The sequence below is a fragment of the Streptomyces caniscabiei genome, from assembly GCF_014930365.1.
In the GTDB taxonomy this organism is placed as follows: Bacteria; Actinomycetota; Actinomycetes; order Streptomycetales; family Streptomycetaceae; genus Streptomyces; species Streptomyces caniscabiei.
On the sequence record NZ_JABXWI010000002.1, the window covers coordinates 199,792 to 223,674 of the forward strand.

21 protein-coding genes are annotated in these 23,883 nt (G+C 68.7%); 20 read left to right on the plus strand and 1 reads right to left on the minus strand.

What is annotated here, in order from left to right; translation table 11 throughout:
- Window positions 1–3 precede the first annotated feature (3 nt).
- From HW837_RS05425 to HW837_RS05450, 6 genes are all read left to right on the plus strand, one after another.
- On the plus strand, window positions 4–1,062 hold the full coding sequence (locus tag HW837_RS05425; RefSeq protein WP_193381452.1) for a fumarylacetoacetate hydrolase family protein: 1,059 nt from the start codon (window positions 4–6) through the stop codon (window positions 1,060–1,062).
- A 414-nt stretch (window positions 1,063–1,476) separates the two neighbouring features.
- Entirely contained in the window at window positions 1,477–2,433 is a 957-nt protein-coding gene (locus HW837_RS05430; protein ID WP_193381451.1) for a cytochrome P450, read from the plus strand.
- Window positions 2,434–2,508: 75 nt separating this feature from the next.
- Entirely contained in the window at window positions 2,509–2,988 is a 480-nt protein-coding gene (locus HW837_RS05435) for a DoxX family protein (RefSeq protein ID WP_193381450.1), read from the plus strand.
- On the plus strand, window positions 2,985–4,007 hold the full coding sequence (locus HW837_RS05440) for an amidohydrolase family protein (RefSeq protein WP_193381449.1): 1,023 nt from the start codon (window positions 2,985–2,987) through the stop codon (window positions 4,005–4,007). Before HW837_RS05435 ends, HW837_RS05440 begins: the two co-directional genes overlap by 4 nt.
- A gap of 57 nt (window positions 4,008–4,064) precedes the next feature.
- The gene (locus tag HW837_RS05445; RefSeq protein WP_193381448.1) at window positions 4,065–5,051 is read left to right on the plus strand and encodes a cyclase family protein; all 987 of its coding nucleotides are present in this window, start codon (window positions 4,065–4,067) and stop codon (window positions 5,049–5,051) included.
- A 103-nt stretch (window positions 5,052–5,154) separates the two neighbouring features.
- Window positions 5,155–6,120 carry a fumarylacetoacetate hydrolase family protein gene (locus HW837_RS05450; RefSeq protein WP_193381447.1) on the plus strand — a complete coding sequence of 322 codons (966 nt, stop codon included), beginning with the start codon at window positions 5,155–5,157 and terminating at the stop codon, window positions 6,118–6,120.
- 181 nt (window positions 6,121–6,301) lie between these two features.
- On the opposite strand, the gene HW837_RS05455 is transcribed toward HW837_RS05450, so the two are convergent.
- Entirely contained in the window at window positions 6,302–7,429 is a 1,128-nt protein-coding gene (locus HW837_RS05455; protein WP_193381446.1) for an FAD-dependent monooxygenase, read from the minus strand.
- 630 nt (window positions 7,430–8,059) lie between these two features.
- On the opposite strand from HW837_RS05455, the gene HW837_RS05460 reads away from it, so the two are divergent.
- The 14 genes from HW837_RS05460 (at window position 8,060) to HW837_RS05525 (ending at window position 23,870) form a co-directional block, all read left to right on the plus strand.
- Window positions 8,060–8,944, plus strand: a complete 885-nt coding sequence (locus tag HW837_RS05460; protein WP_193381445.1) for a DODA-type extradiol aromatic ring-opening family dioxygenase — start codon at window positions 8,060–8,062, stop codon at window positions 8,942–8,944.
- Window positions 8,941–9,228, plus strand: a complete 288-nt coding sequence (locus tag HW837_RS05465; RefSeq protein WP_037681893.1) for a hypothetical protein — start codon at window positions 8,941–8,943, stop codon at window positions 9,226–9,228. Before HW837_RS05460 ends, HW837_RS05465 begins: the two co-directional genes overlap by 4 nt.
- Before the next feature lie 200 nt (window positions 9,229–9,428).
- Entirely contained in the window at window positions 9,429–10,790 is a 1,362-nt protein-coding gene (locus HW837_RS05470) for an aminomethyl transferase family protein (protein ID WP_193381444.1), read from the plus strand.
- A 101-nt stretch (window positions 10,791–10,891) separates the two neighbouring features.
- The gene (locus HW837_RS05475) at window positions 10,892–11,917 is read left to right on the plus strand and encodes an alcohol dehydrogenase catalytic domain-containing protein (RefSeq protein ID WP_193381443.1); all 1,026 of its coding nucleotides are present in this window, start codon (window positions 10,892–10,894) and stop codon (window positions 11,915–11,917) included.
- A 98-nt stretch (window positions 11,918–12,015) separates the two neighbouring features.
- Window positions 12,016–12,639 carry a TetR/AcrR family transcriptional regulator gene (locus tag HW837_RS49920; protein WP_193381442.1) on the plus strand — a complete coding sequence of 208 codons (624 nt, stop codon included), beginning with the start codon at window positions 12,016–12,018 and terminating at the stop codon, window positions 12,637–12,639.
- Window positions 12,640–13,461: 822 nt separating this feature from the next.
- Complete coding sequence (locus HW837_RS05485) at window positions 13,462–14,868, plus strand: alpha/beta hydrolase (protein ID WP_193382325.1); 1,407 nt, start codon at window positions 13,462–13,464, stop codon at window positions 14,866–14,868.
- 224 nt (window positions 14,869–15,092) lie between these two features.
- On the plus strand, window positions 15,093–15,665 hold the full coding sequence (locus tag HW837_RS05490) for a TetR/AcrR family transcriptional regulator (RefSeq protein WP_237270019.1): 573 nt from the start codon (window positions 15,093–15,095) through the stop codon (window positions 15,663–15,665).
- Between the two features lie 276 nt (window positions 15,666–15,941).
- A complete protein-coding gene (locus tag HW837_RS05495) occupies window positions 15,942–17,099 on the plus strand; it encodes a pyridoxal phosphate-dependent aminotransferase (protein ID WP_193381439.1) in 1,158 nt (385 codons plus the stop codon).
- Between the two features lie 508 nt (window positions 17,100–17,607).
- Window positions 17,608–18,882 (plus strand): ABC transporter substrate-binding protein, encoded by a 1,275-nt coding sequence (locus HW837_RS05500; protein ID WP_193381438.1) that lies wholly within the window; start codon window positions 17,608–17,610, stop codon window positions 18,880–18,882.
- A gap of 216 nt (window positions 18,883–19,098) precedes the next feature.
- Window positions 19,099–20,049: a carbohydrate ABC transporter permease gene (locus tag HW837_RS05505; protein WP_193381437.1), complete on the plus strand. Its 951-nt coding sequence runs from the start codon at window positions 19,099–19,101 to the stop codon at window positions 20,047–20,049.
- A complete protein-coding gene (locus tag HW837_RS05510) occupies window positions 20,046–20,939 on the plus strand; it encodes a carbohydrate ABC transporter permease (RefSeq protein WP_193381436.1) in 894 nt (297 codons plus the stop codon). The genes HW837_RS05505 and HW837_RS05510 overlap by 4 nt, the downstream gene beginning before the upstream one ends.
- 113 nt (window positions 20,940–21,052) lie before the next feature.
- The gene (locus HW837_RS05515) at window positions 21,053–22,042 is read left to right on the plus strand and encodes an alpha/beta hydrolase (RefSeq protein ID WP_193381435.1); all 990 of its coding nucleotides are present in this window, start codon (window positions 21,053–21,055) and stop codon (window positions 22,040–22,042) included.
- The gene (locus HW837_RS48445) at window positions 22,039–22,779 is read left to right on the plus strand and encodes a sugar phosphate isomerase/epimerase family protein (protein ID WP_193381434.1); all 741 of its coding nucleotides are present in this window, start codon (window positions 22,039–22,041) and stop codon (window positions 22,777–22,779) included. Before HW837_RS05515 ends, HW837_RS48445 begins: the two co-directional genes overlap by 4 nt.
- Window positions 22,776–23,870 carry a Gfo/Idh/MocA family protein gene (locus HW837_RS05525; RefSeq protein WP_193381433.1) on the plus strand — a complete coding sequence of 365 codons (1,095 nt, stop codon included), beginning with the start codon at window positions 22,776–22,778 and terminating at the stop codon, window positions 23,868–23,870. The genes HW837_RS48445 and HW837_RS05525 overlap by 4 nt, the downstream gene beginning before the upstream one ends.
- Window positions 23,871–23,883 lie beyond the last annotated feature (13 nt).

Sequence of the window (23,883 nt, forward strand, 5' to 3'; positions counted from 1 at the left end):
CCCATGACTGAGACCACCCCTGTCACGCGCGCTCCGGAACACCCGGTCGACCCGGCGACCGGGCTGCGCGCGGGAACCTTCGCCCTCGGTACCTTCGCCGGCGAGACGCCTGCCTTCCCGGCCCTCGTGACCGCCGACGGCATGGTCACCGACCTGTCCGACCGGTTCCACGACCTGCACGAGGTCTTCGCCGACTGGACGACGAACCTCCAGTTCCTCGAGGAGGTGTGGACCGACTCCTCCCGACCGACGCGGCCGTTGGCGGAGCTGCGTGCGCTGCCGCCGCTCAGCCATCCCAACCTCCTGGGCGCCGGCGCCAACTACAAGACGCATTCGGCGCAGATGCTGACGAAGAACGCCTTCAATCAGCACAACCGCCGAGCGGGCGAGACCGACGAGGAGTTCTTCCAGCGCAATCTCGCGTTCATGGAGCGCCGGTCGCGAGAGGGGATTCCCTTCACCTGGGTCGGGATGCACTCCTCGCTCGTGGGGGCGACCGACGACGTTGTGCTGCCAGCCCTGGGCGACGAGCCCGACTGGGAGCTCGAACTCGGGGTCGTCGTCGGCGGCACCGGTCGGTTCCTCACCCCGGACGAGGCGACAGGGCTGATCGCCGGCTACACGATCGTCAACGACCTAGGCACAGTCGACCAGTTCCGCCGCACCGACATCCCTTGGGGCTTCGACTGGATGGGCAAGCACCAGCCTGCGTTCAAGCCGGCGGGGCCGTTCGTCGTGCCCGCACAGTTCTTCACGCTCGACGACACCATCCGGACCACATTGAAGGTCAACGGCCAGGTCATGCAGGACTGGCCGACCGGCGACATGATCTTCGACCCGGCGCAGTTCGTGGCGTACGCCTCCGAGCACGTCCGGCTGACGCCCGGGGACATCATCTTCATGGGCTCTCCGCCCGGGAACGGCAAGCACCACGGTCGCTTCCTGCACGACGGAGACGTCATCGACAGTGAGATCACCTACCTCGGACGGCAGCGCAACCGCTGCGTCGCCGAGGTCCTGCAGGGCCGCAAGCCCCACTTCGGCCGCTTCCCGACCGACTGAGCTCGGTCGGCCAGCCTGGTTGGCCCCACCCAAGCGATTTCTGATCCACCGGACAGCGAGGTGCACCATGTCGTCCACCGCCGAGACACATGTCGAACCGGACTGGTACCCAGAGGAGGACCTAGGGGGCCGTTCCCTCGGTGGTGGGATCCGCTCACCCGAGCGGTACGCCGAGTACACCCGTCTGCGCCGCGAGTGCCCGGTCGCCTTCAGCGACACCTCCGAAACGCACGCGACCCTGACCCGGTACACGGACGTCAGCGCCGCCGCCCTGGACACAGCACGCTTCCGCAGCGACCCCTCGACCACCCCGTTCATCGGGATGCCGCTCGGCGACCAGATCCCCATCACCTTGAACTCGCCGAGCACGGCCTGTTCCGGCGCATGCTCAACCGCTACTTCAGGCCGGACCGCATGGCCGCGCTCGAGCCGCTCATCCGGCGCTACGCCGTCGAGCACATCGAGACGCTCCTCGCAGCCGGGGAGGCCGACATGAATCCCACGCTCTGCAGGCATGTCTCGGCCCAGGCCTTGGCGGCGCTGCTCAACCTTCCCGAAGAGGCCGCGCGGGAGCTGCTCGACCACTGGCAGATCGTGCTGGACACGGAATACGACGTCGAGAAATTCAACGACGTCATGTTCGGCGTCTCCGCCCAGTACGCCGGTGTCGTCGTCGCGCAGCGACGGGCCGCACCGCTCGATCCCGACGACGACATGATCAGCGGCACCCTGGCCACCGAGATCAACGGCACCAAACTCACCGACGACCAGGTCATCAAAATCGCCATAGCGATGATCGCCGCCGGGCACTTCACGACTGCGGAGACACTCGGGTCGGCGATCCACCGGGTGGCCACCGTCCCCGGGCTGCAGGAGACTCTACGGTCGCGGCCCGACCTCATACCGACGGCAGTGGAGGAGATGATCAGCCTCGCCCTGCCCCTCCACGAACTCGGCCGGATGGCCGCCCCCGACGTCGAACTGCACGGCCGCACCATCCCGCGGGGCTGCCCCGTTGGGCTCAACATCGCCGCCGCCAACCGCGCCCCCGAGGCCTTCGACAACCCCGACGAGTTCGTCCTCGACCGGAGCCAGAACCGCCACCTCGGCTTCGGCCACGGCGTCCACAAGTGCGTCGGTGCCCCGCTGGCCCGCTTGGAGATGAGGGTCGTGTTGGAGGAGATCCTGGCCAGGACGACGTCCACCGAGCTCGCCGGTGAGCCCCAGAACGACGTGGGCCTGCTGGGCAGGGGCTTCGAGAGGGCGCCGGTCCGTCTCCGGAGCTCGGCCGACCACGACAACTGCCCCCTCGTCCGACCCGCCTTTCTAGTGCGGCCCGTGGGCGGCCGCGGCTCGCGAGCGACCGCTTGATCCGGTCGCCGATCCACGAGCGCGGCTTTCCCCAACGCTCATCCACTCCGTCACCCCACGGGAAGAGAAACAGACATGGCGATCGTTTCCCTGCCACCTGTCCAGCGCCTCAGACCTCTGGCACCACTCGTCGTACGCGTGGCCGCCGGGGTCACCCTGATCGCGCACGGCTTCCACTACTCTCCCGCAGAGTTCGGCCAACTCGCCCGCCAGGCTTTCGGCTTGCCGTTCCCCGGCCTCATCGGCTGGGCGGCGATCCTGCTGCAAGTGGCCGGAGGCGGCATGTTCGTCCTCGGCCTGCTGTCGCGGATCGTCGCGATCCCGGCGATCGTGCACATGGCGCTCGCCCTCTCGTGGGAGGTGCAGTTCGGGCTCGCGCCGGAGAACACGGCGGAGAGCATCGGCGCGCAGGTTCCACTCCTCATCATGGCGGGCTTCATCCTCGTGCTGCTCGCTGGCCCCGGGCCCGTGTCCCTGGACAGGTTGATCGGCTGGGACAACGGCTGGGATCAGCGCTGTCAGCCGGCACGGACGGATGAGGTGGTGGCGCCGTGAGCGTGCCCACCGTCGATGTGCACGCCCATGCGGGCGTACCGGCCGTCGACGCGCTGATCGAGGGGCAGCCGGGCCTGGCACGGCAGCGGGAGATCGACGCGGCCACCCTCGGCCGGGCGTCCCTGGCGGTGAACCTGGAGCAGATCGCCGAGCTCGGGCCGAAGCTGGTCGACCTCGAGCTGCGGCTGGCCGCGATGGACGCCGCGCGTGTGCAGGTGCAGGCGGTCAGCGCAGTACCGCTGCCCCATGCGTGGGCCGACCGGGAGCTGGCCACCCGCATCATCGCGGTGGGCAACGAGGGCATCGCCGCGTTGTGCGCGAAGGAACCGACTCGGCTGCTTCCGATCGGAGCCGTAGCGCTGCAGCACCCCGACCTGGCGGTCGGGCAGCTGGTGACAGCGGTCCGCGACCTCGGTATGCGGGGGGTGCAGATCTCGACCTCCGCCGGCCCGGGCCGGGAGCTCGACGACCCGTCGCTGGCCGACTTCTGGGCCGCCGCCGAGGAACTGGGCGCCGCCGTGCTCATCCACCCCTGGGGCTGCACCCTCGGCGAGCGGCTGAATGCCTACTACCTGTTCAACAGCGTGGGTAACCCGACCGAAACCGCTCTCGCGCTGTCCCGGATCGTGTTCTCCGGACTGCTCGAGCGGCACCCGCGGCTGAAGATCTGGTCCGCGCACGGCGGTGGCTACCTGGCCAGTTACATGGTCCGCGCCGACCACGCCTGGGCGGCCCGCTCCGACGCGCACACCACCGTCGAGCCGCCGTCCGCGCTGCTGCGCCGCACCTTCGTCGACTCGCTGGTCTACACCACTGAGCAGCTGCGGCACCTGGTCGGCTCGATGGGCGCGAGTCAGGTGACCCTCGGCAGCGACTACCCCTTCGACATGGGCGTGGTCGACCCGGTCGACCGCCTGGAGGCGGCTGGCTTCGATCAGGCCGCGACTGACGCCATCCGCGGTGGCAACGCCGCCCGCCTCCTGGGTCCGATCCCGACGGTGGGAACCGCGCACTCATGACGAAGCCCCGATGACCTTGCTGCCGATCCTTGATCGGAACTCCACGGAGGAAGACCTGTGACCACGTTCGACCGCTCCGATCCCGAAGGGGCCATCGCGGCCGCGGCGAAGCGCGTCTCCAACTGGGGCCGCTGGGGCGCCGATGACGTCCTCGGCACGCTGAACTTCCTCGACGAGGCCAAACGGGCACAGGGCGCGCGGCTGGCCCGCCGCGGCGTGAGCTTCTCGCTGGCCCAGCGCTTCGACGCGGAAGGTCCGCAGAAGGGGTGGCGGCGGCGCACCAACCCGGTGCACACCATGCTCTCTTCCGGCCTGGACGCAGAATTCGGCCCGGCGGAGTTCCCGCACGGGCTCGGCGGCGCGGACGACGTGGTGTTCATGCCGCTGCAGGCCTCCACCCAGTGGGACGGCCTCGGCCACATCTTCGACCACGGCACGGCCTACAACGGACGCCGCGCCTCACAGGTGGTGACCAGCGAGGGAGACAGGCTCACCGGCATCGAGACCGTGGCCGACAGGATCGCCGGCCGGGGCGTGCTGCTCGACGTCGGCAGGGCGATCGGTGCCGAGGGCGATCTGCCGGACGGCTTCGCCATCACCGCCGAACACCTCGAGGCGACCATCACCGCGCAAGGTGAGACCGCCCGGGTCGGCCGCGGCGACCTGCTGCTGGTCCGGACCGGCCAGCTCACCCGCGTTCGGCGCGGCATCGCCGCGGGCGACGGCTGGGGCGACTACGCGGGCGGCCCCGCCCCCGGTCTGTCGTTCGCCACGGCCGACTGGCTGCACTCCTCCGAGATCGCCGGGATCGCCACCGACACCTGGGGCTTCGAGGTTCGCCCCAACGAGTTCGATGTCGCCTTCCAACCGCTGCATCAGGTCGCCATCCCACACATCGGCCTGTTCATCGGAGAGCTGTGGGACCTCGACACCCTGGCGGCCGACTGCGCCGCCGACGGCGTCTACGAGTTCCTTCTCGTGGCCGCCCCCCTACCCGTGACCGGCGCCGTCGGCGCACCGGTCAACCCCCTCGCCGTCAAATGACGGGTAAGGAGCCCACCGTGCCCGTGGTGCACGACGTCATCGTCGTCCGGCGTCCGTCGAACACGCTCACTCCGCCGCCCCTCCACCTCGCCGGTCCGGGTCGATGAAGTTCGCGACCTGGGAGTCCCAGGGCAGAACGTTTTCGGGTGTCGTCTCCCAGGCAGGGCTGCACGCCCTCCCGGAGGGGACGACAGTGCTCGACCTCGTACGTGCGGGGCTGCCGGCCGCGCTGGAGACGGGCGGCACGGCGCTGGAGACGCGGGCCGTGCCGGCGGACGGCGTCCGGCTGCTGCCGCCGCTCGCCCCGCCCACCGTGCGGGACTTCGTGGCCTTCGAGGAGCATGTGGAGGGGGTGGTACGGAGCATGACCGACGGCGGAGTGATGTCGGAGTGGTACGAGGCGCCCACCTTCTACTTCACCAACCCCTACGCGCTCGTCGGTGCCCATGACGACGTCGCCGTCCCGCCCGGCTCGCAGCTGCTCGACTTCGAGCTCGAGGTCGCCGCCGTCGTCGGCAGGGGCGGCACGTCTCTGAGTCCGGAGCAAGCCCGTGATGCCGTCTTCGGCTACACGGTGCTCAACGACTGGTCTGCGCGCGACCTGCAGCGCCGGGAGATGAAGGTCGGCCTGGGCCCGGCCAAGGGCAAGGACTTCGCCGGCACCCTGGGCCCGTGGCTGGTCACCGCCGACGAGCTGGAGCCGTACCGAGACGGCGAGGGCTTCCTGTCCCTCGAGATGCGGGTCTCCGTGAACGGCACCGAGATCGGGCATGACCTGCTGTCCAACATGGGCTGGCCGTTCGAGGAGCTGGTCTCCTACGCATCCCGCGGCAGCGAGGTCCGCGCCGGGGACGTCCTCGGCTCGGGCACCTGCGGGAACGGCGGTTGCCTGGCAGAGCTGTGGGGCCTCCGTGGCCGCCCGGACCCGCCGCCGCTGCGGCCCGGCGACGTCGTGGAGATGACCGTCGAGGGCATCGGTACCATCCGCAACCGGGTCGTCCCCGGCCTCCAGCTGCCGCCGGTCCGCGCCGCCCGGACACGGCCACGGGCGAGAAAGCGGCTGTCGTGAGCGGGCGGTGACGCGAGCGTGGTGCTTCGACGGGGGTCGAAGTCCGGTGAGCGCGAAGGCGCGCGTCGATGAGCGCACCGCCGGGCGCCGTCCGTCAGGGGCGGCGCCCGGTCCGGTGGTCGTGCGTCGTCATGCTCGCCGGCTCCCGTGGTCGTCGGTCCGCATGTGCCGGGCACGGGGCTTAGTAGGGGCTGGAGAGAGCCTCCATCGCCCGCCCCCGCACCTTGTTCTGGGCGGCGATCGGCTCTCCCCGCTGCTGCATGCGGTCCAGTTCGACGCTGGTCTGCACGACCAGGCGAGCCCGCTCGAAGCGCCGCGTCATGAAGCGCTTGAACACGTCCTCGAGCGGGCCGCCGGCCGCGCATTCCTGACCGAGGACCACGCCGTCCTCGATCGCCATCCCCCCTCCGGCACCGAGGTGGGCGGTGGTGGCGTGCGCGGCGTCGCCGATCAGCAGGACCCGGCCCCGGTACCAGGGCTCGGACACGAGCAGCCAGTCGTAGTCGTTGACGATGATCTTCGTGTCGTCCGTGAGCCGCTCCTCCAGCGCGCGCATCAGCGGCGCGGCGAAAGCGCGGAGGTTCTCCCGGACGATCTGGCGGGCCTGTGCCGCATCGATGCGCGGGCGCTCCGGGAACTCGCGGCCGGTTGCGAGGTAGAGGCCGCCGTCCCGCTGCCGCCGGGTCACGCAGAGGTACTCAGACTCGTAGTGCCCGATCGGGCCGACGTCCGGCACCCCGTCGGCGACCCATCGGAACATCGTGAGGCCGGAGTAGGTCGGGGTCACCTGGTTCCCCAGGATGAGCGAACGCGTCTTCGACCGGATGCCGTCCGCGCCGATGGCCAGGTCGTACGACCGCTCCGAGCCGTCGGTGAGGGTGGCGGTGACGGAGTCTTCCGTCTGCCGCAGCCCGGCTAGACCCACGCCGTTCCGGACGCTCGCGCCGGCCTGCTCCGCGGCTCGCCGGAGGATGTTCGCCAGGGTCGGCCGGTAGATGAGGATGCCGTGCGGTAGAGCGGACGTCGGTGCGGGAGGCATGGGCGGCGTAGACACCGGTTTCCCCGCCGCATCGAAGTAGGCGAAGATGTCCTGCGGGGACACCGCCAGCCCCTTGTCCAGGCACTGATCCAGGACTCCAATCTCGGCGAGACCGTCGACGGCCCGGTTGAGCAGTGAGATGGCGGCCCCGGCCGGACCGTCTGCCAGGTCGACGACCTCACAGGAGATTCCTGTACGGGACAGGGCAGTCGCGGTGGTCAGGCCGGCGATGCCCCCGCCGACGATGAGCGCGTTCTGGATGCTGGTCATGGCAGGACTCCCGAGAGCGTCAGGGCAGGTTGAGGAGATCGGTGCAGGGCGATGAGAGACGTCCGGGCCGAATGCCAACGAGCGTCGGTGAGCACCGGGAGGCCCGGCGGCTCCGCTGCGGATGCCCTGAACTCCCGTGGTGCAGCACCATCTTGTGGGTGGCCTGGGCCACGTCCAATACGTGGTTTCATATCGCAGCCATGGACCAGATGAATACCCGGCCGCACGCCGTGTCTGCCCTTCGATGCAGCTCGCGTCACGGGCCGGCATCAAAGGATCTGGTGTCCCCTCCGGTGCTGGTGGCGCTGCTCCGGGGAATGGTGCGTCACACGGGCCGGCGAGGTCGTCGGGCTCATCCAGTCGGCCACCAGCAATGCCTTGGCCGGGCTGCGCCCCGGTTCGGTGACGAGCTGCTGGTGGGCATGCTCCACCGGGCGGCCTCAGCTGCCACGAACTCGGCGCACCCTCCCACATGACGAACGTCGTCGGACCATACGCTCCGCGGATAGTGCGCATACCGGTTCCGCTATTCCACAACGACGTCGCACCGCTCACGCTGTTACCACCGAATGTGGAGGTCCCCTCTGTACGGCTGGTCTGCCTGGAGGGTTCCATGCTGAAAGGTGAGCGATGGCCAGCGTCGTCCAAGTGCTGTGCACTCCCCATGACCCGCTGCTCCCCGGCGTTGCCGCCGGCGGATCGGCGGCTCCCGAGCCGCTGCGGCGATCAATAGCCCATTTCGCGGAACTGCGGGCACGGCTCGCCGCCGCGCGGCCCGACGTGCTGGTGGTGGTTTCCGGGGACCACTTCAACCAGTGGTTCTACGACAACATGCCGACCTTCCTGATCGGCAAGGCGGTCCGGGCGCGTGGCCCGTTCCCGCACGAGCAGGAGCTGTTCGGCATCGGGTCCTACGACACCGCCCTGGAAGGGGACATCGCGCGGCACCTGCTGCGCGGTGGCTTCGAGCGCGGGATCGACTTCTCCTACAGCGATGACTTCCTGCTCGACCACGGGTTCACCGTCCCGTTGAGCTTCCTCAGGCCCGAGCAGGACCTACCGGTCGTTCCGATCTTCACCAACGTGATGGCTCCGCCGGTGGCCACCGGGCGTCGTTTCTACGACCTCGGCGCCGCAATCGTCGAGATGGTGGAGGCGCACCCCGCCGACCTGCGGGTGGCGATCATCGCCAGCGGGCACCTGTCCAACGCGATCGGCAACCCGGCCATGGCACGGTTCCAGACCGAGCCGGAGACAGAGTGGGACAAACGGGTATGGGGGCAGATCACCGCCGGTGACACGGAGTCGCTGATCAAGGAGACCACCTACGAGTCGCTGGCAGCGATCGGCAGCGGCACCCCTGGATTCCTCGACTTCCTCTTCGCGCTCGGCGCTGTGGGCGGAGTCACCCCGGACTACGCCGAGAAGGTAGCCAGCACCTTCGCCCCGCCGACCGGTTTCCTGGCCTGGGGTGACCATGCGTCCGCCCCCGCATCGGACGTGGTGGCCCCATGAGCCGGTACGCCACCAACCGAGTGCTGTGGGAGGTCGCCGCCGACGGCGACCTGGCGCAGCAGCTGAAGGAAGTCCCGGAGGCCGCCCTCGCCGACCGCGACCTGACCGACCAGGAGCGCGAGGCGTTGGCCAGGACCGACATCCGCGAGTTGTTCCAGCTCGGTGTCCACCCCTTCCTGCTCTACAACTTCGCCCTGCGGCTGAACGGCGGCTTTTCCATGGAGTGGATGGCGTCCTACCTGGAGCAGCTGAAGGGTCTGGAAGTCGGCGACGTGACGACGTGACCGCGCGACCAGTGCGGTGTATCGACGGCGAGACCCCTCGGCCGCCGAACCCGGCCAAGCAGTCGTCGCCTGCCTGCGCAGTGGCACAGGCCGCGCCGTCCAGCTTTCTCGTGAGTATGGCGCTCAGCGAAATGACGGCTTCCCGGCGAAACGATTCCGGGTCAGAAATGCCGTACCACCATCACCGCCGGAGGAATTCCATGGAGCATCTGATCGACCGGCAGCGCGACCGCTACCAGGCTTTGCTGGAACTGGCCGACCGTCCCTTCGACGTGGAGCGGCCGGCGGTGTTCAGCCCGGCGGCCGCCGCCCAGGACGAGGCGAACGTCAAGGGTCTGCTCTTCCGGTGGACGCCCGTTTTCATCCCGTACGAGTACACCAACTGGGGCGAGGAGAGCCTGGCCCATGCGCAGTCGTGCTACATCGGCGACTGGTCGGCCATCGGCAAACTCCGCGTCCACGGGACCGAGGCCCTGACCGCGCTCACCCGCATCGGCATGAACAACCTGTCACGCTTCGAGCCCGGCCAGATCAAGCATCACGTCCAGCTGGACGAACGCGGCCACATCGCCTCCGAGGGCCTGCTGTACCGGGTGGCCGAGGAGGAGTTCGTCTACAGCGGCGGCGGCGTCGACTGGACCGCCTGGCAGATCGACCAGGGCGGCTGGGACGCCAAGAGCGAGGTGATCAGCCCCGACATGTTCATCTTCGAGATCCAGGGGCCGACGTCGCTGTTCGCACTCGAGGCCGCGACCGGCGAGAGCCTGCGCGACATCGGCTTCAACCGGAGCCGCATGACCAGTATCAGCGGCATCCCCGTGCGGATTCTGCGCTCGGGGATCTCCGGGGAGCTGGGGTACGAACTGCACGGGTCCGCCGACGACGCCAACGCGGTCTGGACGGCGGTCGTCGAGGCCGGGGCCGAGCACGGCATCCGCCAACTGGGGATGCGCTCCCAACTCGTGGCCCACATCGAGGCGGGCATCGCGACCGTCGGCATCGACTACCTGCCTTCGTCGATCATCACGCCAGGGGCGCCCAAGCTCTTTCCCCGCGGAATGCCGGACGGCAGTTTCATCCCAACCGACGTGACGGAGTACTTCCGCCGCCCCGGTGAGCTCGGCTGGGGCCGTCGCGGAGCCCTCACCTCCTACGACTTCATCGGACGCGACGCGCTGGCCGCGGAGGCGGCCGAAGGCGGCCCGGCGCGCCACCTGGCAGGCCTGCACTGGAACAACGAGGACGTGATCGCCCTGTTCGCCTCCCAGTTCGGCGACGGCCCGTTGCCCGATCCCATGGAGATGCCCCGCAAGATCGGCGCCAGCCTCGACCAGGTGCTGGTCAACGGAAACCCGGTAGGCGTCTCGACCTCCCGCACGTACAGCACGCACCTGCGCCGCACCATCTCCCTCTGCGTCATCGATCGCGACCTGGCGGCACCGGGCACCGAGGTGACGGTGCTGTGGGGGAACCCCGGCACCGCCCAGCGCGAGCTCCGCGCCACCGTCACCTCCCTGCCCATGAAGGAGGACCGCCGTCGCACCGACGTCAGCACGCTGTGACCATGTCGTGACGCGCGCGTCCCTCCTGCGCCGTCGGTGGTCGACGACATCCGCGCCCTCCTTTCATCCGTCTCATCCGTCGCACAAGAAAGGTCAACTCCGTGAAGGCAGCCGTGATACCCGAGGTCAACGGCGGGTGGGAACTGCGCGAGGTGCCTACTCCACAGCCAGGGCCCGGCGAGGTGCTGATGCGGGTGCGCGCCTCCGGCGTATGCGTCAACGACGTCCTGGCCACCACCGGGGCGATCCGGTTCCCCTCGGTCGACCCTGCGATCACCGGACACGAGCCGGCGGGCGAGGTCGTCGCGGTCGGGCCGGGGGTCACCACGCGCCGCGTCGGTGACCGGGTGGGAACCCACTGGGTACGGGCCGCGTGCGGACGGTGCGATTACTGCCGTCTGGGCCTGCCGGTGACCGGGCAGGCCGCCTTCGCGTGCGCGGCACCCACCACGACCGGTTTCAGCGTGCAGGGAGGGCATGCCGAGTACATGGTCGTGGGCGCCGACGAGACGGTACTCCTGCCCGACGGGCTCGCCTTCGAGTCGGCCGCACCCATCTTGTGCGCGGGTTACACGGGCTGGTCCGCCCTGCGCGCCGCGGAGCCCGAGCCGCACGAGCGGGTCGCCGTGCTCGGTATCGGCGCGGTGGGCCATCTGGCGGTGCAGTTCGCGCACGCCTGCGGCCTCGAGACGATCGCGATGACGAGCTCACCGGACAAACACGACGTGGCACGGCGGCTGGGCGCGGACGAGGTCGTGGCGAACGGCGTCGAATTGCGCGCAGCGGGCGGCGTCGACGTCATCTTGGCGACCGCCGGTTCGTATCCGGCCGCGGCGGAGGCGATGACGGGCCTGCGGCCCGGCGGGCGACTGGTCCTGTCGGGCATCGACGGCACCGACCCCTTCACCGTCCCGCCCGCTGGCAGGAGCCTTCCGTTCATGGGCATGCGGATGCAGGTGATCGGTTCCACCCACAACGGGCCGCAGTACCTCCGGGAGGCCCTCGACCTCGCCGCTGCGGGAAAGGTCACCCCCATGGTCGAGACGTTCCCGAAGGAGCAGGTGGCCACGGCGGTCGACAAGGTCGCCAAGGGCACCGTCCGCTTCCGCGCCGTGGTCACCTACTAGGAGGTCGTCCGGGCGGCGGCCTCGCCGCCTCGCCACGCTAAAACTGAAGAACGTTGATGAATTAAGTCAGGGGCAAGGCACCGCTCTATGCTCGACCCGTGGCAAAGCAGGCGAAGGCAGCGAGCAGCGGGGCCCGCGGCCCCAGGGGGTCCTATGCGAAGACCGCGGAGGTGCGGCAGAAGATCCTCGACGCCTGCGTCGAGGCATTCGGCGCCGGAGGCTTCCACGGCGCCACCATGAAGGACATCGCAGAGCGAGCCGGCATCAGCCAGACCGGCCTGCTGCACCACTTCGGCAGCAAGGCGGAACTGCTGGTCGAGGTTCTCGCCGCACATGAGCGGGAGACGGCCGCGATCGTCCGGGAAGCCGATGACCTGGATGTTCTGCAGACTCAACTGCGGGTCGTACACGCCAACAAGGCCCGACCCGGACTGATCCAGCTGCACAGCATCATCTCGAGCGAGGCCACAGCCGACGGGCATCCCGCTCACGAGCTGTACCGGGCCCGCTACGACAGCCTGCGCCTGCACCTGACCCGGATCTTCGCCGAGTTGCGCGGTCGCGGACGCCTGAAGGTCGACACCAGGCCGGAGGTCCTCGCGAACCTGCTCATCGCATCCATCGACGGACTTCAGATGCAGTGGCTGTACAACCCGGGCGCGGTGGACGTGTCGACAGGCATCGAGGCCTTCCTCGCAGGGGTAGTCGACGACGAGACCTGAGAACTTCCATGCGACTGAAACCGTGTGCTAGCGTCCACCTCAATCTCGAAGCACGAATCTAATTTCGAGATTGAGGTGGACGGTTCGCCGATCGCACACGCGCAGTCAAGGAGACCTCACATGCCTCGCTCTCGGCCATCCGAGGCTCGCACCCCGGCCGAGACATCCGCTGCATCCGCGCCGTTGGCCGACGCCGCCGCACCCGCCCCGAGCACGGTCCACGATGTGACCTCGTCCGGTACCGGTCTGCGGCGAAGGCCCCGAACCGGCCGCCCGGCTCTCCGCCGGCCTCGTCGGCGCGCGACCCCCACCGCACCCGGCGTGGCGGAGGCCGGCGAGCACTTCCCCAGGTACGGCACATCCGAAGGCGCAGGCGACCAAGGCATCGATCGGATCGGACATGCCTTCGTCGACGAGCACCCTGCCGACACGTATCGAAGACCCCGGCGACGCTCCCGCTGAAGGCCGCCGAGGCTCCTCCGGGCGCGGCCGACCTGTGTGTCCGCGCACCGGCGAGACTGGGATCCGGCTCCTTGTCGGCGACCAGGCGAGCCATGAGCGTGCTCGCGCCTGGTCGGCCGACCCGTCTCGAAGCGGCTTGAGCGCACGACGCCAGATGCCGCGGCGACATCGACGGCGGCGGGTCACGGAAACGTCGCAGCGCGCGGCTACGACATCCACGGACGCCGCGCCCCCGATCATCGCCGAACACCGGGACGGCGGCACGCCGACCCCGGAGACAGCCGCCGTCCCGTGTCCCCGGGCGCCGCGAGCCCGGCACGGACAGAGAAGCGAAGCATGACCACAAGGAGACGGACCATCTTGAACGGCAGGCGCGTGAGGATTCCCGCGGCACTCGCTCTGGGGGCGGTGATGGTCTTCGGATGCGGTCACCCTCCCGCCCAGACAGCCGAGGCAGCCCGGACAGCCGAGGCAACCCGCACCGAAACCGGCATCGCGCTGGTGAACAAGAAGCGACTCTCGCCGCGGCTCAGCGAGCTGACCTTCACCTCGTCCGCTCTCGACGGCACGACCAAGGTGCGCGTACTGCTCCCCCGCGGCTACGACGCGCAGAAGGGGCGCCGTTATCCCGTCCTGTACCTCTACCACGGTGGCGGGCAGAGCGCTTCGAGCTGGACGCAGGACGGTAACGCGGAGGTGATCACGGCCGGCTTGCCCGCGATCGTGGTGATGCCGGACGCCGGCTCCACGCAGTGGTATGCCGACTGGTGGAACAACGGCCACCACGGCCGGCCGATGTGGGAGACCTTCCACATCAACAGGCTCCTCCCCTGGGTGGACGAGCACTACCGCACGATCCCCGAGCGCGGGGCCCGGGCTGCCGCCGGACTGTCGATGGGCGGGTTCGGGGCCGTCTCGTACGCCGCCCGGCACCCCGACCTCTTCGGTGCCGTCGGCTCGTTCTCCGGAGACGTCGACCACCAGAACGTCCAGATGCGCACCATCATCGAGCAGCTCCACCCTTCCCTCTGGGGCCCGTGGGCGACGCAGGAAGTCCGCTGGCGCGGGGACAACCCCTGGGACCTGGCGGCCAATCTGGCCCACACGGACGTGTCCCTGTACACGGGCAACGGCCGGCCCCGGCACGACGGCGAGGCCGTGGACCCCACGGAACAAAGAATCCAGCAGGAGAACGTGTCCTTCCACGAGCGCCTGCTGGATCTCGACATCCGACACCGGTGGCACGACTACGGACCCGGCAGCCACACATGGCCCTACTGGCAGGCCGACCTCCGCGCCTGGATACCGCACCTGAAGGCCCACTTCGCCCGCCGCGCGCGGCACCGCGCCACTCCCCGGTCGTTCACCTTCTCGTCGATCAGGCCGCAGTACAGCGCCTACGACTGGACCGTAAGGATGCGGCGGGAAGTCACCGAGTTCAGTGCACTGGAGGTGGCCCGTAAGCGCCGCTTCACAGTGGTCGGGAACGGCTCGGCCACGGTACGGACGCCCTCACTGGCTGGCCCGGGCACGCGGTATCGCGTCACCGTCCGCGGCCACGAGGGCGCTTCAGCGTGGTCGGCCACCGCCGACGCCCAGGGACGCTTGACGATTCCCCTCGTACTGGGCACCGGCAACCCGCACCAGCAGTACTCGCCGCAGGCCGAGACGTCGAGCACGGGCCCCAGCCCTGACTACGTGCCGTTCCACACCAGGGGTAACAGCTCCCGCTTCAACCGGGCCGAGGTGACGATCCTTCCGCGTTGAGATCTGCTCGCCCAGGCCTCCGGGACAGAGGCCCCTGGGGGCACCGAGGCAGATCGGCCAAGCCCTTCACCCACATCCCGGCACCGGGCGAGGCCCCGCCGCTTGAGCGACTCGGACGGACCTCACTATCGTCCTGCCCAGAGGTGAGACACCTCTCTCCGATGAGGCATCCCGGGAGGCTCCCCCTGACAGTCAAGAACGAGGAACAGGGTGCTGGGCGCGGCATGCGCCGCGACGCGATCCGCAACCGGCGCAAGCTCCTGGAGGCCGTGGGGGAAGCCCTCAGGACCGAGCCCGGCGCGATGACCATGGGGGTCATCGCGGAGCGGGCCGACCTGTCGCTGGCCACGGCCTACCGGTACTTCCCGTCGGTCGAGGAACTCCTCAAGGCCTACCTGCTCGGCGTGATCGTCCAGCTGCGCAACTACAGCCACGACTGCCCCAAGACCGGCCCGGCCCTGTTCGAGGACGTGGTGCGGGAATGGGCTCGCCTGGTCCGCAGCTACGGCCCCGCCATGGTCCAGATCCGATCGCGCACGGGCTTCCTCACCCGCCTGCGCAGCAACGATGAGGTGATCACCCCGGTCCGGGACGCCTGGGAGCGCCCCATTCGCAGCGTGATGCGGCACCTGGACGTGCCGGACGAGCATTTCGATCACGCGTTGTTCCTGTACAACGCCATGTTCGATCCACGCGAGATCCTGGACCTGATCAGCACCGGCCTCCCGGAGGAGGAAGCGATCAGCCGTCTGACGACGGCCTACTACGGGGCTCTCCGGGGCTGGGCCGGCGCCTGAGGCACACGACCGGCAGCCGGTGAGGAGCGGCTCCCCCGCGGTTGCCGTAGCTCAGCACCAGGAACCAACCACCCACGGCGTCTCCGGCGGGCTTCAGGTCATGCCCACCGGACCCCAGCTCGTCCAGAGCGCCCCACAGCGCGCACACCGCGCACCCGCTCGGGCATGTGCCACCACCTGCCTCCGGCCGATCCAGCCGCGCCCCAACCCTTGAACCGCTCATCTCAATGTGAGAACGTTCTCGCACTTTACATCTCGTGACTCCCTGGAGATCGGATGAGCGCCCTCCCCTCCCGCACCGCCGACTCTCTCCCGGAACGCATCAGAGCAGCATCGAGGCGGCCCAAAACGCTGGGCGGTGCGGTGCCGGGCGCCATCTCTCTGGCCATGGGTGAACCGGACAGCAACACCCCGCAGCCAGTGGTGGAGGCTGCCGTCCGGGCGTTGCGCGCCGGTCGCACTCGTTACTCGCAGATCACGGGGTCTCCGGATCTCCGCCAGGAAATCGCCTCCCACCTGGCGCGTTTCCAGGGCCTCGGGATCGACCCGGCGAATGTCGTCGTCACTCACGGTGGCAGCGCCGGCCTCGCCGCCACCGTCCTCGCTCTGCTGAACCCGGGCGATCGAGTGCTGCTCCCCGAACCGACCTACTCCCTGTACGCGGACCACGCGGCCATGGCAGGGGCCAAGGTCGAGTGGATCTCCACGCGGCCTGACGGCTCGATCGACCTGCACAAACTCGCGGCGGCGGCACCCGGTGCCCGGATGCTCATCCTGTGCAATCCCGTGAACCCCACCGGAATGGTGTTCTCCAAAGCCGATATCGAAGGAGTCGGCGCCATTCTCCGCGATCACCCCGACCTCTACCTCCTGTCGGACGAGGCATACAGCGACATCGTCTTCGACGGGATCGCGTTCACCTCGGCATCCGAACTGATCTCCGTGCGGGACCGGGTGTTGCTCTCCGGCACGTTCTCCAAGTCGTACTCGATGACCGGCTGGCGCATCGGTTTCATCTGCGCCGCGGCCGCGGTCGCCGAAAAGATCAACCTCGTTCACCGGACGATCAACGGGCCTCTGAACACCTTCGTCCAGGACGCGGCCGTCGAGGCGCTACGCATTCCCGACAAGGATCTGCACGCACTCTCGGCGCGCTTCCAGCACCGCCGAGATCTGGTCATGCGGCACCTCGACGGTCTCGACGCGGTGAGCGTCGTCCGGCCTCTCGGAGCGTTCTACGCATTCCCTCGTATCGACAGCGCCCTGTCCTCCGTCGAACTCGTGCAACGGTTCGCCGACGGAGGCGTGCTCGTACGCGCCGGGTCCGAATTCGGCCCGTCGGGCGAGGGACACGTACGCCTGTCCTTCGCCACGGACGAAGCGGCACTCGAAGAGGGTCTGCGCCGCTTTACGCACGTCATCAACGCGCTTTAGCACTGCCCCCTCGATTTCGATCACATATCAGCCCGGGCGACAGCGCGCATACGCATGGACCCCGGGGATCTCGAGTGCGTCACAGAGGTCCCGAAGTCCGTGCTGCCCAGCGACCCTTTCGGTGAGCCAGGCTCTTTACCAAAAGTCGACGAGAAAGCGTTGACAGGCGGCGCACCCGGCCCCATAGTCAACGCAACTGAGATTCGCTTCGCACTTCAGAGTGAGCAGTTCGGTTCGAACGCAAGCACTCCGAACCTCGGACTCTGCTCCGCGGGGCCAGCACATCACGTAGGCCAGACGGGCCAACAAGGGCTGGCGCACACCTCAAGTGAAACCCCAATCGCAAGCCGTTCGGCAGTGTTCGTAGGGACGAGTCCCCGATGACGGGACGCTCTCAACGACTCCGTGCGCGACACGCCGCTCGCAGATCAACCGGCAAGCTCCGCAAGGCGGACGGCCGACGGAAGGAGTTCCCATGGCTTCACGGTGGGTGAAGGGGGCTGGGGTCATGTTGACCGTTGCCTCGCTCGTCACGCTCAGCGCCTGCAGCGGGTCCGGCGACTCGGGCGGTTCGAGTTCCGGCGGCAAGCCGGTGACGGTGGAGTTCTGGGGGGCGGCGGTCGGCCTCGACAAGTCCGTGGCGCTGTGGAACAAGTCCCACCCCGACATCAAGGTCAAGTACAGCCAGATCCCTGCGGGCAGCATCGGCGGCTACGCCAAGATGCAGAACGCGGTGAAGGCCGGCAACGCACCCTGTCTCGGACAGGTGGGCTACGACACCCTCTCGAACTTCATCGCCACCGGCGCGCTGGAGGACATCTCCCAGTACGCCGACTCCGCCAAGGACAAGTTCGTGCCGTGGACCTGGCAGATGTCCAGCGTCGGCGACAGGGTGTTCGGCATCCCCGTCGACACCGGGCCCATGGCGATGTACTACCGCACCGACCTGTTCAAGAAGTACAAGATCTCGCCACCGAAGACCTGGGACGATTTCGCCGCGGCCGCGCAGAAGGTCCACAGCGCCAACCCCTCGGCCTATCTGACGACCACGCCGCAGGACGCCTATGACCTGGGGGCACTGACCTGGCAGGCCGGAGGCAAGTGGTTCGGTACCGCGAACGACCGGTGGCAGGTGACCATCGACAACCCGCAGACGAGCAAGGTCGCACAGTACTGGCAGGGCTTGCTGGACAAGAAGCTGGTCATCAGTGACCCGATGCTGGACACGGCCTGGTTCAAGAAGGTGCAGGACGGGCAGCTGCTGTCGCTCGTCAGCGCCGTGTGGGCGGCTCCGCTGATCTCCAAGAACCTGCCCGAGCTGTCCGGCAAGTGGGCCGTGGCGCCCATGCCCCAGTGGTCCGCCGGGCAGAAGGCGGCCGGTAACCGCGGAGGCTCGGCGACCGTGGTGCTCAAGGGGTGCGAGCACCCTAAGGAAGCCACGGAGTTCGCGACCTGGATGAGCACCGACAGCGACAGCGTCACCAGTCTGATCAAGAACACGGGCATCTACCCGGCCGCGACGAGCGGACAGCAGCTGCCTGCCGTGGACCAGCCGTCGGCGTACTTCGGCGGACAGAACATCTACGACGTGTTCAAGACCGCGGCCGCGAACACGAGCACGGGCTGGGTGTGGGGCCCGACGATGAGCCAGGTTCAGTCCGACATGAAGGACGGGCTCAAGAAGGCCGGAGCCGGGCAGGGCACCATCCCGAAGGCCGTGACCTCCGTCCAGGACAGCACCGTCGCGGCCATGAAGAGCCAGGGACTGAGCGTCGGGAAGTGACGCGCGCGGAGAACGACGGCTGGCGCCCGGCGGCCTTCCTGACCTGCCGGGCACCGGCGCCGCCGCTTCACGCCCTCTGCCCCGACATGCGGGGATCCGTCCTCCCCCGTGCCACCACCGCCCGCGCCGCCGCCGCAGGGCGACGACCAGCCCGACCAGCACCAATGACCAGCCGGTCCCCACGTCACGGGACCACTTCACGAGCTAGGAGCAGGCATGGCGACAAGAACGCCTGGCGACGCTCTCGCCCACCCCATCGCCGGCTCGGTAGCGAAGCGCACCCCCGGCCGTGGCCACACTCGTTCAGCGGTGCTCTTCCTGGCACCGTTCGGGCTGTTGTTCACGGCGATGTTGCTCGCACCGATCGGCTACGCGGTGTACCAGAGCTTCTTCAGGACGCGCCGCAGCGGCCTCGGACTGGGACCGTCGACGACTGTCTTCGCCGGGTTCGACAACTACGTGACGGCTCTGCACGACAGCCGGTTCATGTCGTCGTTCCTGCGGGTGTTCACGCTCGGCATCGTGCAGGTGCCGGTGATGCTGGGCCTGGCACTTCTGCTGGCGCTGCTGCTGGACTCGCGTGGCTCCGTGTTCAAGAAGTTCTTCCGGCAGATCTACTTCCTGCCCTACGCGCTGCCGGGCGTGATCGCCGCGATCATGTGGTCGTTCCTGTACGCGCCGAGCGTCAGCCCGTTCACCGCTGCCCTGCGGCACGTCGGGCTCGAAGTGAACTTCCTGTCCGACGACCTCGTGCTCGCCTCGATCGGCAACATGATGACGTGGGCCTGGACCGGCTTCAACATGCTGATCATCTACTCGGCCTTGCAGGCGATCCCCGGCGAACTGACCGAAGCCGCTGTGATGGACGGCTGTTCCGGGTGGCGGGTCGCCTGGCACGTGAAAATTCCCGCGGTGCGGCCTGCGCTGATCCTCACCACGGTGTTCTCCATCATCGGTACCGCCCAGCTGTTCAACGAGCCCGCGGTGCTGAGTCAGGTCGCCCCGACCGTCTCCCCCACCTACACGCCGATCCTGGCCACGCAGCAGTCGGCGGACATCAACAACTACAACTACGCGGCCACCCAGTCGGTCATCCTCGCCCTGCTGACCTTCGTGCTGTCGTTCGGCTTCCTCAAGTTCACCCAGCGGAAGGGCACCTTCGCATGACGACCGTCACTCCCTCAGCAGCACGTGCCGCCGCCGGGCCTCCCGGCCGACTGCGTACGTCATCGCTGGCCGGCCGGGCGGGCGTGTTCGCGGTCATGGCGCTCTTCGCCCTGTACACGCTCATCCCGGTCTGGTGGCTGCTGGTCACCGCGACGAAGAACAGCGGCTACCTGTTCACCACGAACGGGCTGTGGTTCTCCCACTTCGACCTGTGGACCAACATCCGTGACGTCTTCCAGGAACAGGACGGCATCTTCGCCCGGTGGCTGCTGAACAGCGCCCTCTACAGCGTCGGCGGCGCGGCGGTGAGCACGACGCTGTCCGCCATGGCCGGGTACGCGCTGGCCAAGTACCCCTTCCGCGGTCGCGACCTGACCTTCAACGTCATCCTCGGTGCCGTCCTGATCCCGGACGTCATGTTCGCGCTGCCGCTGTACCTGATGTTCAGCCAGGTCCACCTCGTCAACACCTACTGGGCCGTCTTCCTGCCCAGCATCGTCAGCCCGTTCGGGGTCTACCTGTCACGCATCTACGCCGGAGCGTCGGTACCGGACGAACTGATCGAAGCCGCGCGACTCGACGGTGCCGGCGAGGCCCGGATCTTCTGGCGGGTCGCCATGCCGATCATGTCGCCCGCGCTGGTCACCATCTTCCTGTTCCAGTTCGTCAGCATCTGGAACAACTACCTGCTGCCCCTGCTCATGCTCAACAGCGACGAACTCCAGCCGGTCACCGTCGGGCTGGCCAACTGGCGGGAAGGGGTGAACCAAGGCATCCCCTACAACATCACCATCACCGGCGCGTTCCTCTCGGTGATCCCCCTGATCGTCGCGTTTCTCGTCCTGCAGCGGTTCTGGCGCTCCGGACTGGCCGCCGGGAGCGTGAAGTAGGCCTGCCCGCCCGGCGATTCCGGCCGGCCACGAGGCTGAACGGACATCCCCACCTCCTCCCGCCTACGCGCGCTGCACCCGATTTCCCCCACACCCCTGGAGACCTGACCCTGATGGCCCTGCATCCCAGCATCTCCGCGCGGCTCAGCCTGATCGAGGACCTCCCGTCCTGGCGCGAGGCACTCGCCGATCCGGCTGTGCAACCGCGCCTGCAGGAATACCGGACCTGGAAGGCGGCACCGGCAATGCCCTCCGTCGAAACCAGCGACGAGAGCATTCCCGGCCCGCACGGCCCGATAGCCGTCCGCGTCTACCGGCCGCCGTCAGCACCGCAGCGGCCTCGCCCCGGCCTGGTCTGGGTGCACGGCGGCGGCTGGGTCTTCGGCGATCTCGACATGCACGAGGCCGACTGGACCGCCCGCGAGGTGTGCGCCAGGGCCGACGCCGTGGTCGTGAGCGTGGACTACCGGCTCGCGGTCGACGGCGTGAGGTATCCGGTGCCGCACGACGACGTCGTGGCGGGCGTCCGATGGGTGCGCGAGAACGCCGCGGTGCTCGGCATCGAACCGGCGCGGATCACCGTCGGCGGTGCGAGCGCGGGGGCGAACCTCGCCGCAGGAGCCGTACTTCGCCTGCGGGACGACGACAACTGGCTGCCCACCACCCTGGTACTGGCCTATGCGACCATGGACTCCGTCTCCCCGCCCCTCGCGCCGGCCCTGGCCGAAGCCTTCGCGCCGTTGCCGCGCATGGTCCGGATCCTGCCGGAGGACGTGGCCGGGATGAGCGCCGACTACCTGGGCGGCACGCCGGATCCGCACGGCTACGCCTTCCCCGCGAGCGCCGTCCTGGACGGACTCTGCCCCACCCTGGTGCTCGACGCCGAGTACGACGATCTGCGCGCGAGCAGCGAGGCGTTCGCGGCCGCACTCGTGAAGTCGGGCGCACCCGTACGGCATGTCACGGTGCCCGGCGTGCTGCACGGCTTCCTGAACCTGCCCTCTTCAGTGGAACCGGTCGACCAAGCGCTCGCCGTCCTCGCCGAAACAGTGACAACGGCTCATGCGGGAGAACTCGGACTGGACCAGGGAGAACGCGGATGACGGAGCGCCTGTACTCAGTGCAGCTCTATACGCTGCGCAACGCCATCGAGACCGATCTCCCGGGGACGCTCGCGCGTGTTGCCTCGATGGGATTCGAGAACGTGGAGCTGTGGAGGTTCGAGCAGTACCGCGACGCGTACCGGCGTGCGCTGACCGAGACACCGCTGCGCCCGCTCAGCGCACACGCGAGCCTTGTCGATGGAAACGCTTCCGCGGCTGTCCGCATGGCAGCAGAGCTCGGAATCGGCACGCTCATCGAACCGCACATCATCGCTCAGCGCTGGACCACGCGGGCGGACATCGAAGCGGCGGCTGCGAGTCTGAACGGCGTCGCGAGGCTTGCCCGGGACGCAGGCGTCACCATCGGGTACCACAACCACGACCACGAGGTCCGTCAGGGCTTCGGCGGCAGGACCGGCCTCGAAGTCTTCGCGGAGGCGCTGGACGAGGACGTCGTCCTGGAACTCGACACCTTCTGGGCCGAGGTCGGTGGCGCTTCCGCCGTGGAGTTGATCTCCCGGCTCGGGGCGCGCGTCAGGTTCCTGCACGTCAAGGACGGCCCGTACACCACAGCCCTCCTGGAGCAGCAGCCTGTCGGCCAGGGTGCGATGCCGGTGGCGGACATCCTGAAGGCCGCACCGGACGCGGTCCGCGTCGTGGAACTGGACGACTACGTGGGCGACCCGTTCGAAGCCGTGCAGCAGAGCCTGCGTTTTCTGGTGGAGGTCGACCGGTGAACGACAAGCGAGTGGGTGTCGGCGTCATCGGCGCCGGCGTCATCAGCAGCCACTACCTCGAGAACCTGACGCGGTTCCCTGATCTGAACGTGGTCGCGATAGCGGACCTCGACCAGGAGCGCGCCCGTGCTCGTGCGCGGGAGTTCGGGTTGCGGCCCCTGCTCGTCCACGAGCTCCTGGCCCACGACGACATCGAGATCGTGCTGAACCTCACCGTCCCCTCCGCCCACTTCGTCGTGTCGGCCCGGATCCTCGCGGGCGGCAAGCACGTCTGGAGCGAGAAGCCCCTCGCCATCAGCCGCCGCGAAGCACGGTTGCTGCTGGACAAGGCCGGTCGGAGAGGACTTCGCGTGGCCTGCGCGCCCGACACGTTCCTCGGTGGTGCCCTGCAGACGGCACAACGAGCGGTCCTCGCGGGCCGCATCGGTGAACCGAAGAGCGCGCTGTCGATCATGCAGTCCCCGGGGCCGGAAGGCACCCACCCGAATCCCGCCTTCTATTACGACCAGGGAGCCGGCCCACTGTTGGACATGGGGCCGTACCACGTCACCGCGCTCGTGCAGACCTTGGGTGCCGTCCGGCGCGTGAGCTCGGTTTCCTCAACCGCACGAGCCGCCAGGCGCGTCCTGGTCGGCGCGGACGCCGGGACCGAGTTCGACGTGCGCGTACCGAGTCAGCACATGGCTCTGCTCGAGTTCGCCTCCGGCGCTCGGGCGACCCTCGTCACGAGCTTCGATTCGGGGATCCGCCGCGACCTCCTCGAACTGCACGGCACGGAAGCTTCACTCGAGGTCCCCAACCCCAACCGCTTCGCTGGAACAGGCAGGTTCGTCCCTCTCCATGCGGAACCGGAAGACGTACCCGCTGTCGGGTCCACGTGGGGCCGGGGAGTGGGAGTGCTGGACCTCGCTCGCTCGATACGCGACGACGTACCGGAACGCGCCTCCGGCGCTCTCGCCTGCCACGTTCTCGACGTGCTCCTCGCCATCGAGGAGGCGGCACGAGCCGGGACACCACTGACCCTCGAATCCACCGTGGCATCGCCGGCCCCCCTGGACGAGAACTGGGACCCCACGGCCGCGACCCTCTAGAACGCTCGAGCAA

Coding starts and splice junctions, on each gene's coding strand:
- HW837_RS05495 (WP_193381439.1), top strand. CDS start 15,942: ATGAGCGCCCTCCCCTCCCGCACCGCCGACTCTCTCCCGGAACGCATC.
- HW837_RS05490 (WP_237270019.1), top strand. CDS start 15,093: ATGCGCCGCGACGCGATCCGCAACCGGCGCAAGCTCCTGGAGGCCGTG.
- HW837_RS05455 (WP_193381446.1), bottom strand. CDS start 7,429: ATGACCAGCATCCAGAACGCGCTCATCGTCGGCGGGGGCATCGCCGGC.
- HW837_RS05435 (WP_193381450.1), top strand. CDS start 2,509: ATGGCGATCGTTTCCCTGCCACCTGTCCAGCGCCTCAGACCTCTGGCA.
- HW837_RS05500 (WP_193381438.1), top strand. CDS start 17,608: ATGTTGACCGTTGCCTCGCTCGTCACGCTCAGCGCCTGCAGCGGGTCC.
- HW837_RS05460 (WP_193381445.1), top strand. CDS start 8,060: ATGGCCAGCGTCGTCCAAGTGCTGTGCACTCCCCATGACCCGCTGCTC.
- HW837_RS05505 (WP_193381437.1), top strand. CDS start 19,099: ATGGCGACAAGAACGCCTGGCGACGCTCTCGCCCACCCCATCGCCGGC.
- HW837_RS05465 (WP_037681893.1), top strand. CDS start 8,941: ATGAGCCGGTACGCCACCAACCGAGTGCTGTGGGAGGTCGCCGCCGAC.
- HW837_RS05430 (WP_193381451.1), top strand. CDS start 1,477: ATGGCCGCGCTCGAGCCGCTCATCCGGCGCTACGCCGTCGAGCACATC.
- HW837_RS05510 (WP_193381436.1), top strand. CDS start 20,046: ATGACGACCGTCACTCCCTCAGCAGCACGTGCCGCCGCCGGGCCTCCC.
- HW837_RS48445 (WP_193381434.1), top strand. CDS start 22,039: ATGACGGAGCGCCTGTACTCAGTGCAGCTCTATACGCTGCGCAACGCC.
- HW837_RS05425 (WP_193381452.1), top strand. CDS start 4: ATGACTGAGACCACCCCTGTCACGCGCGCTCCGGAACACCCGGTCGAC.
- HW837_RS05515 (WP_193381435.1), top strand. CDS start 21,053: ATGGCCCTGCATCCCAGCATCTCCGCGCGGCTCAGCCTGATCGAGGAC.
- HW837_RS05470 (WP_193381444.1), top strand. CDS start 9,429: ATGGAGCATCTGATCGACCGGCAGCGCGACCGCTACCAGGCTTTGCTG.
- HW837_RS05450 (WP_193381447.1), top strand. CDS start 5,155: ATGAAGTTCGCGACCTGGGAGTCCCAGGGCAGAACGTTTTCGGGTGTC.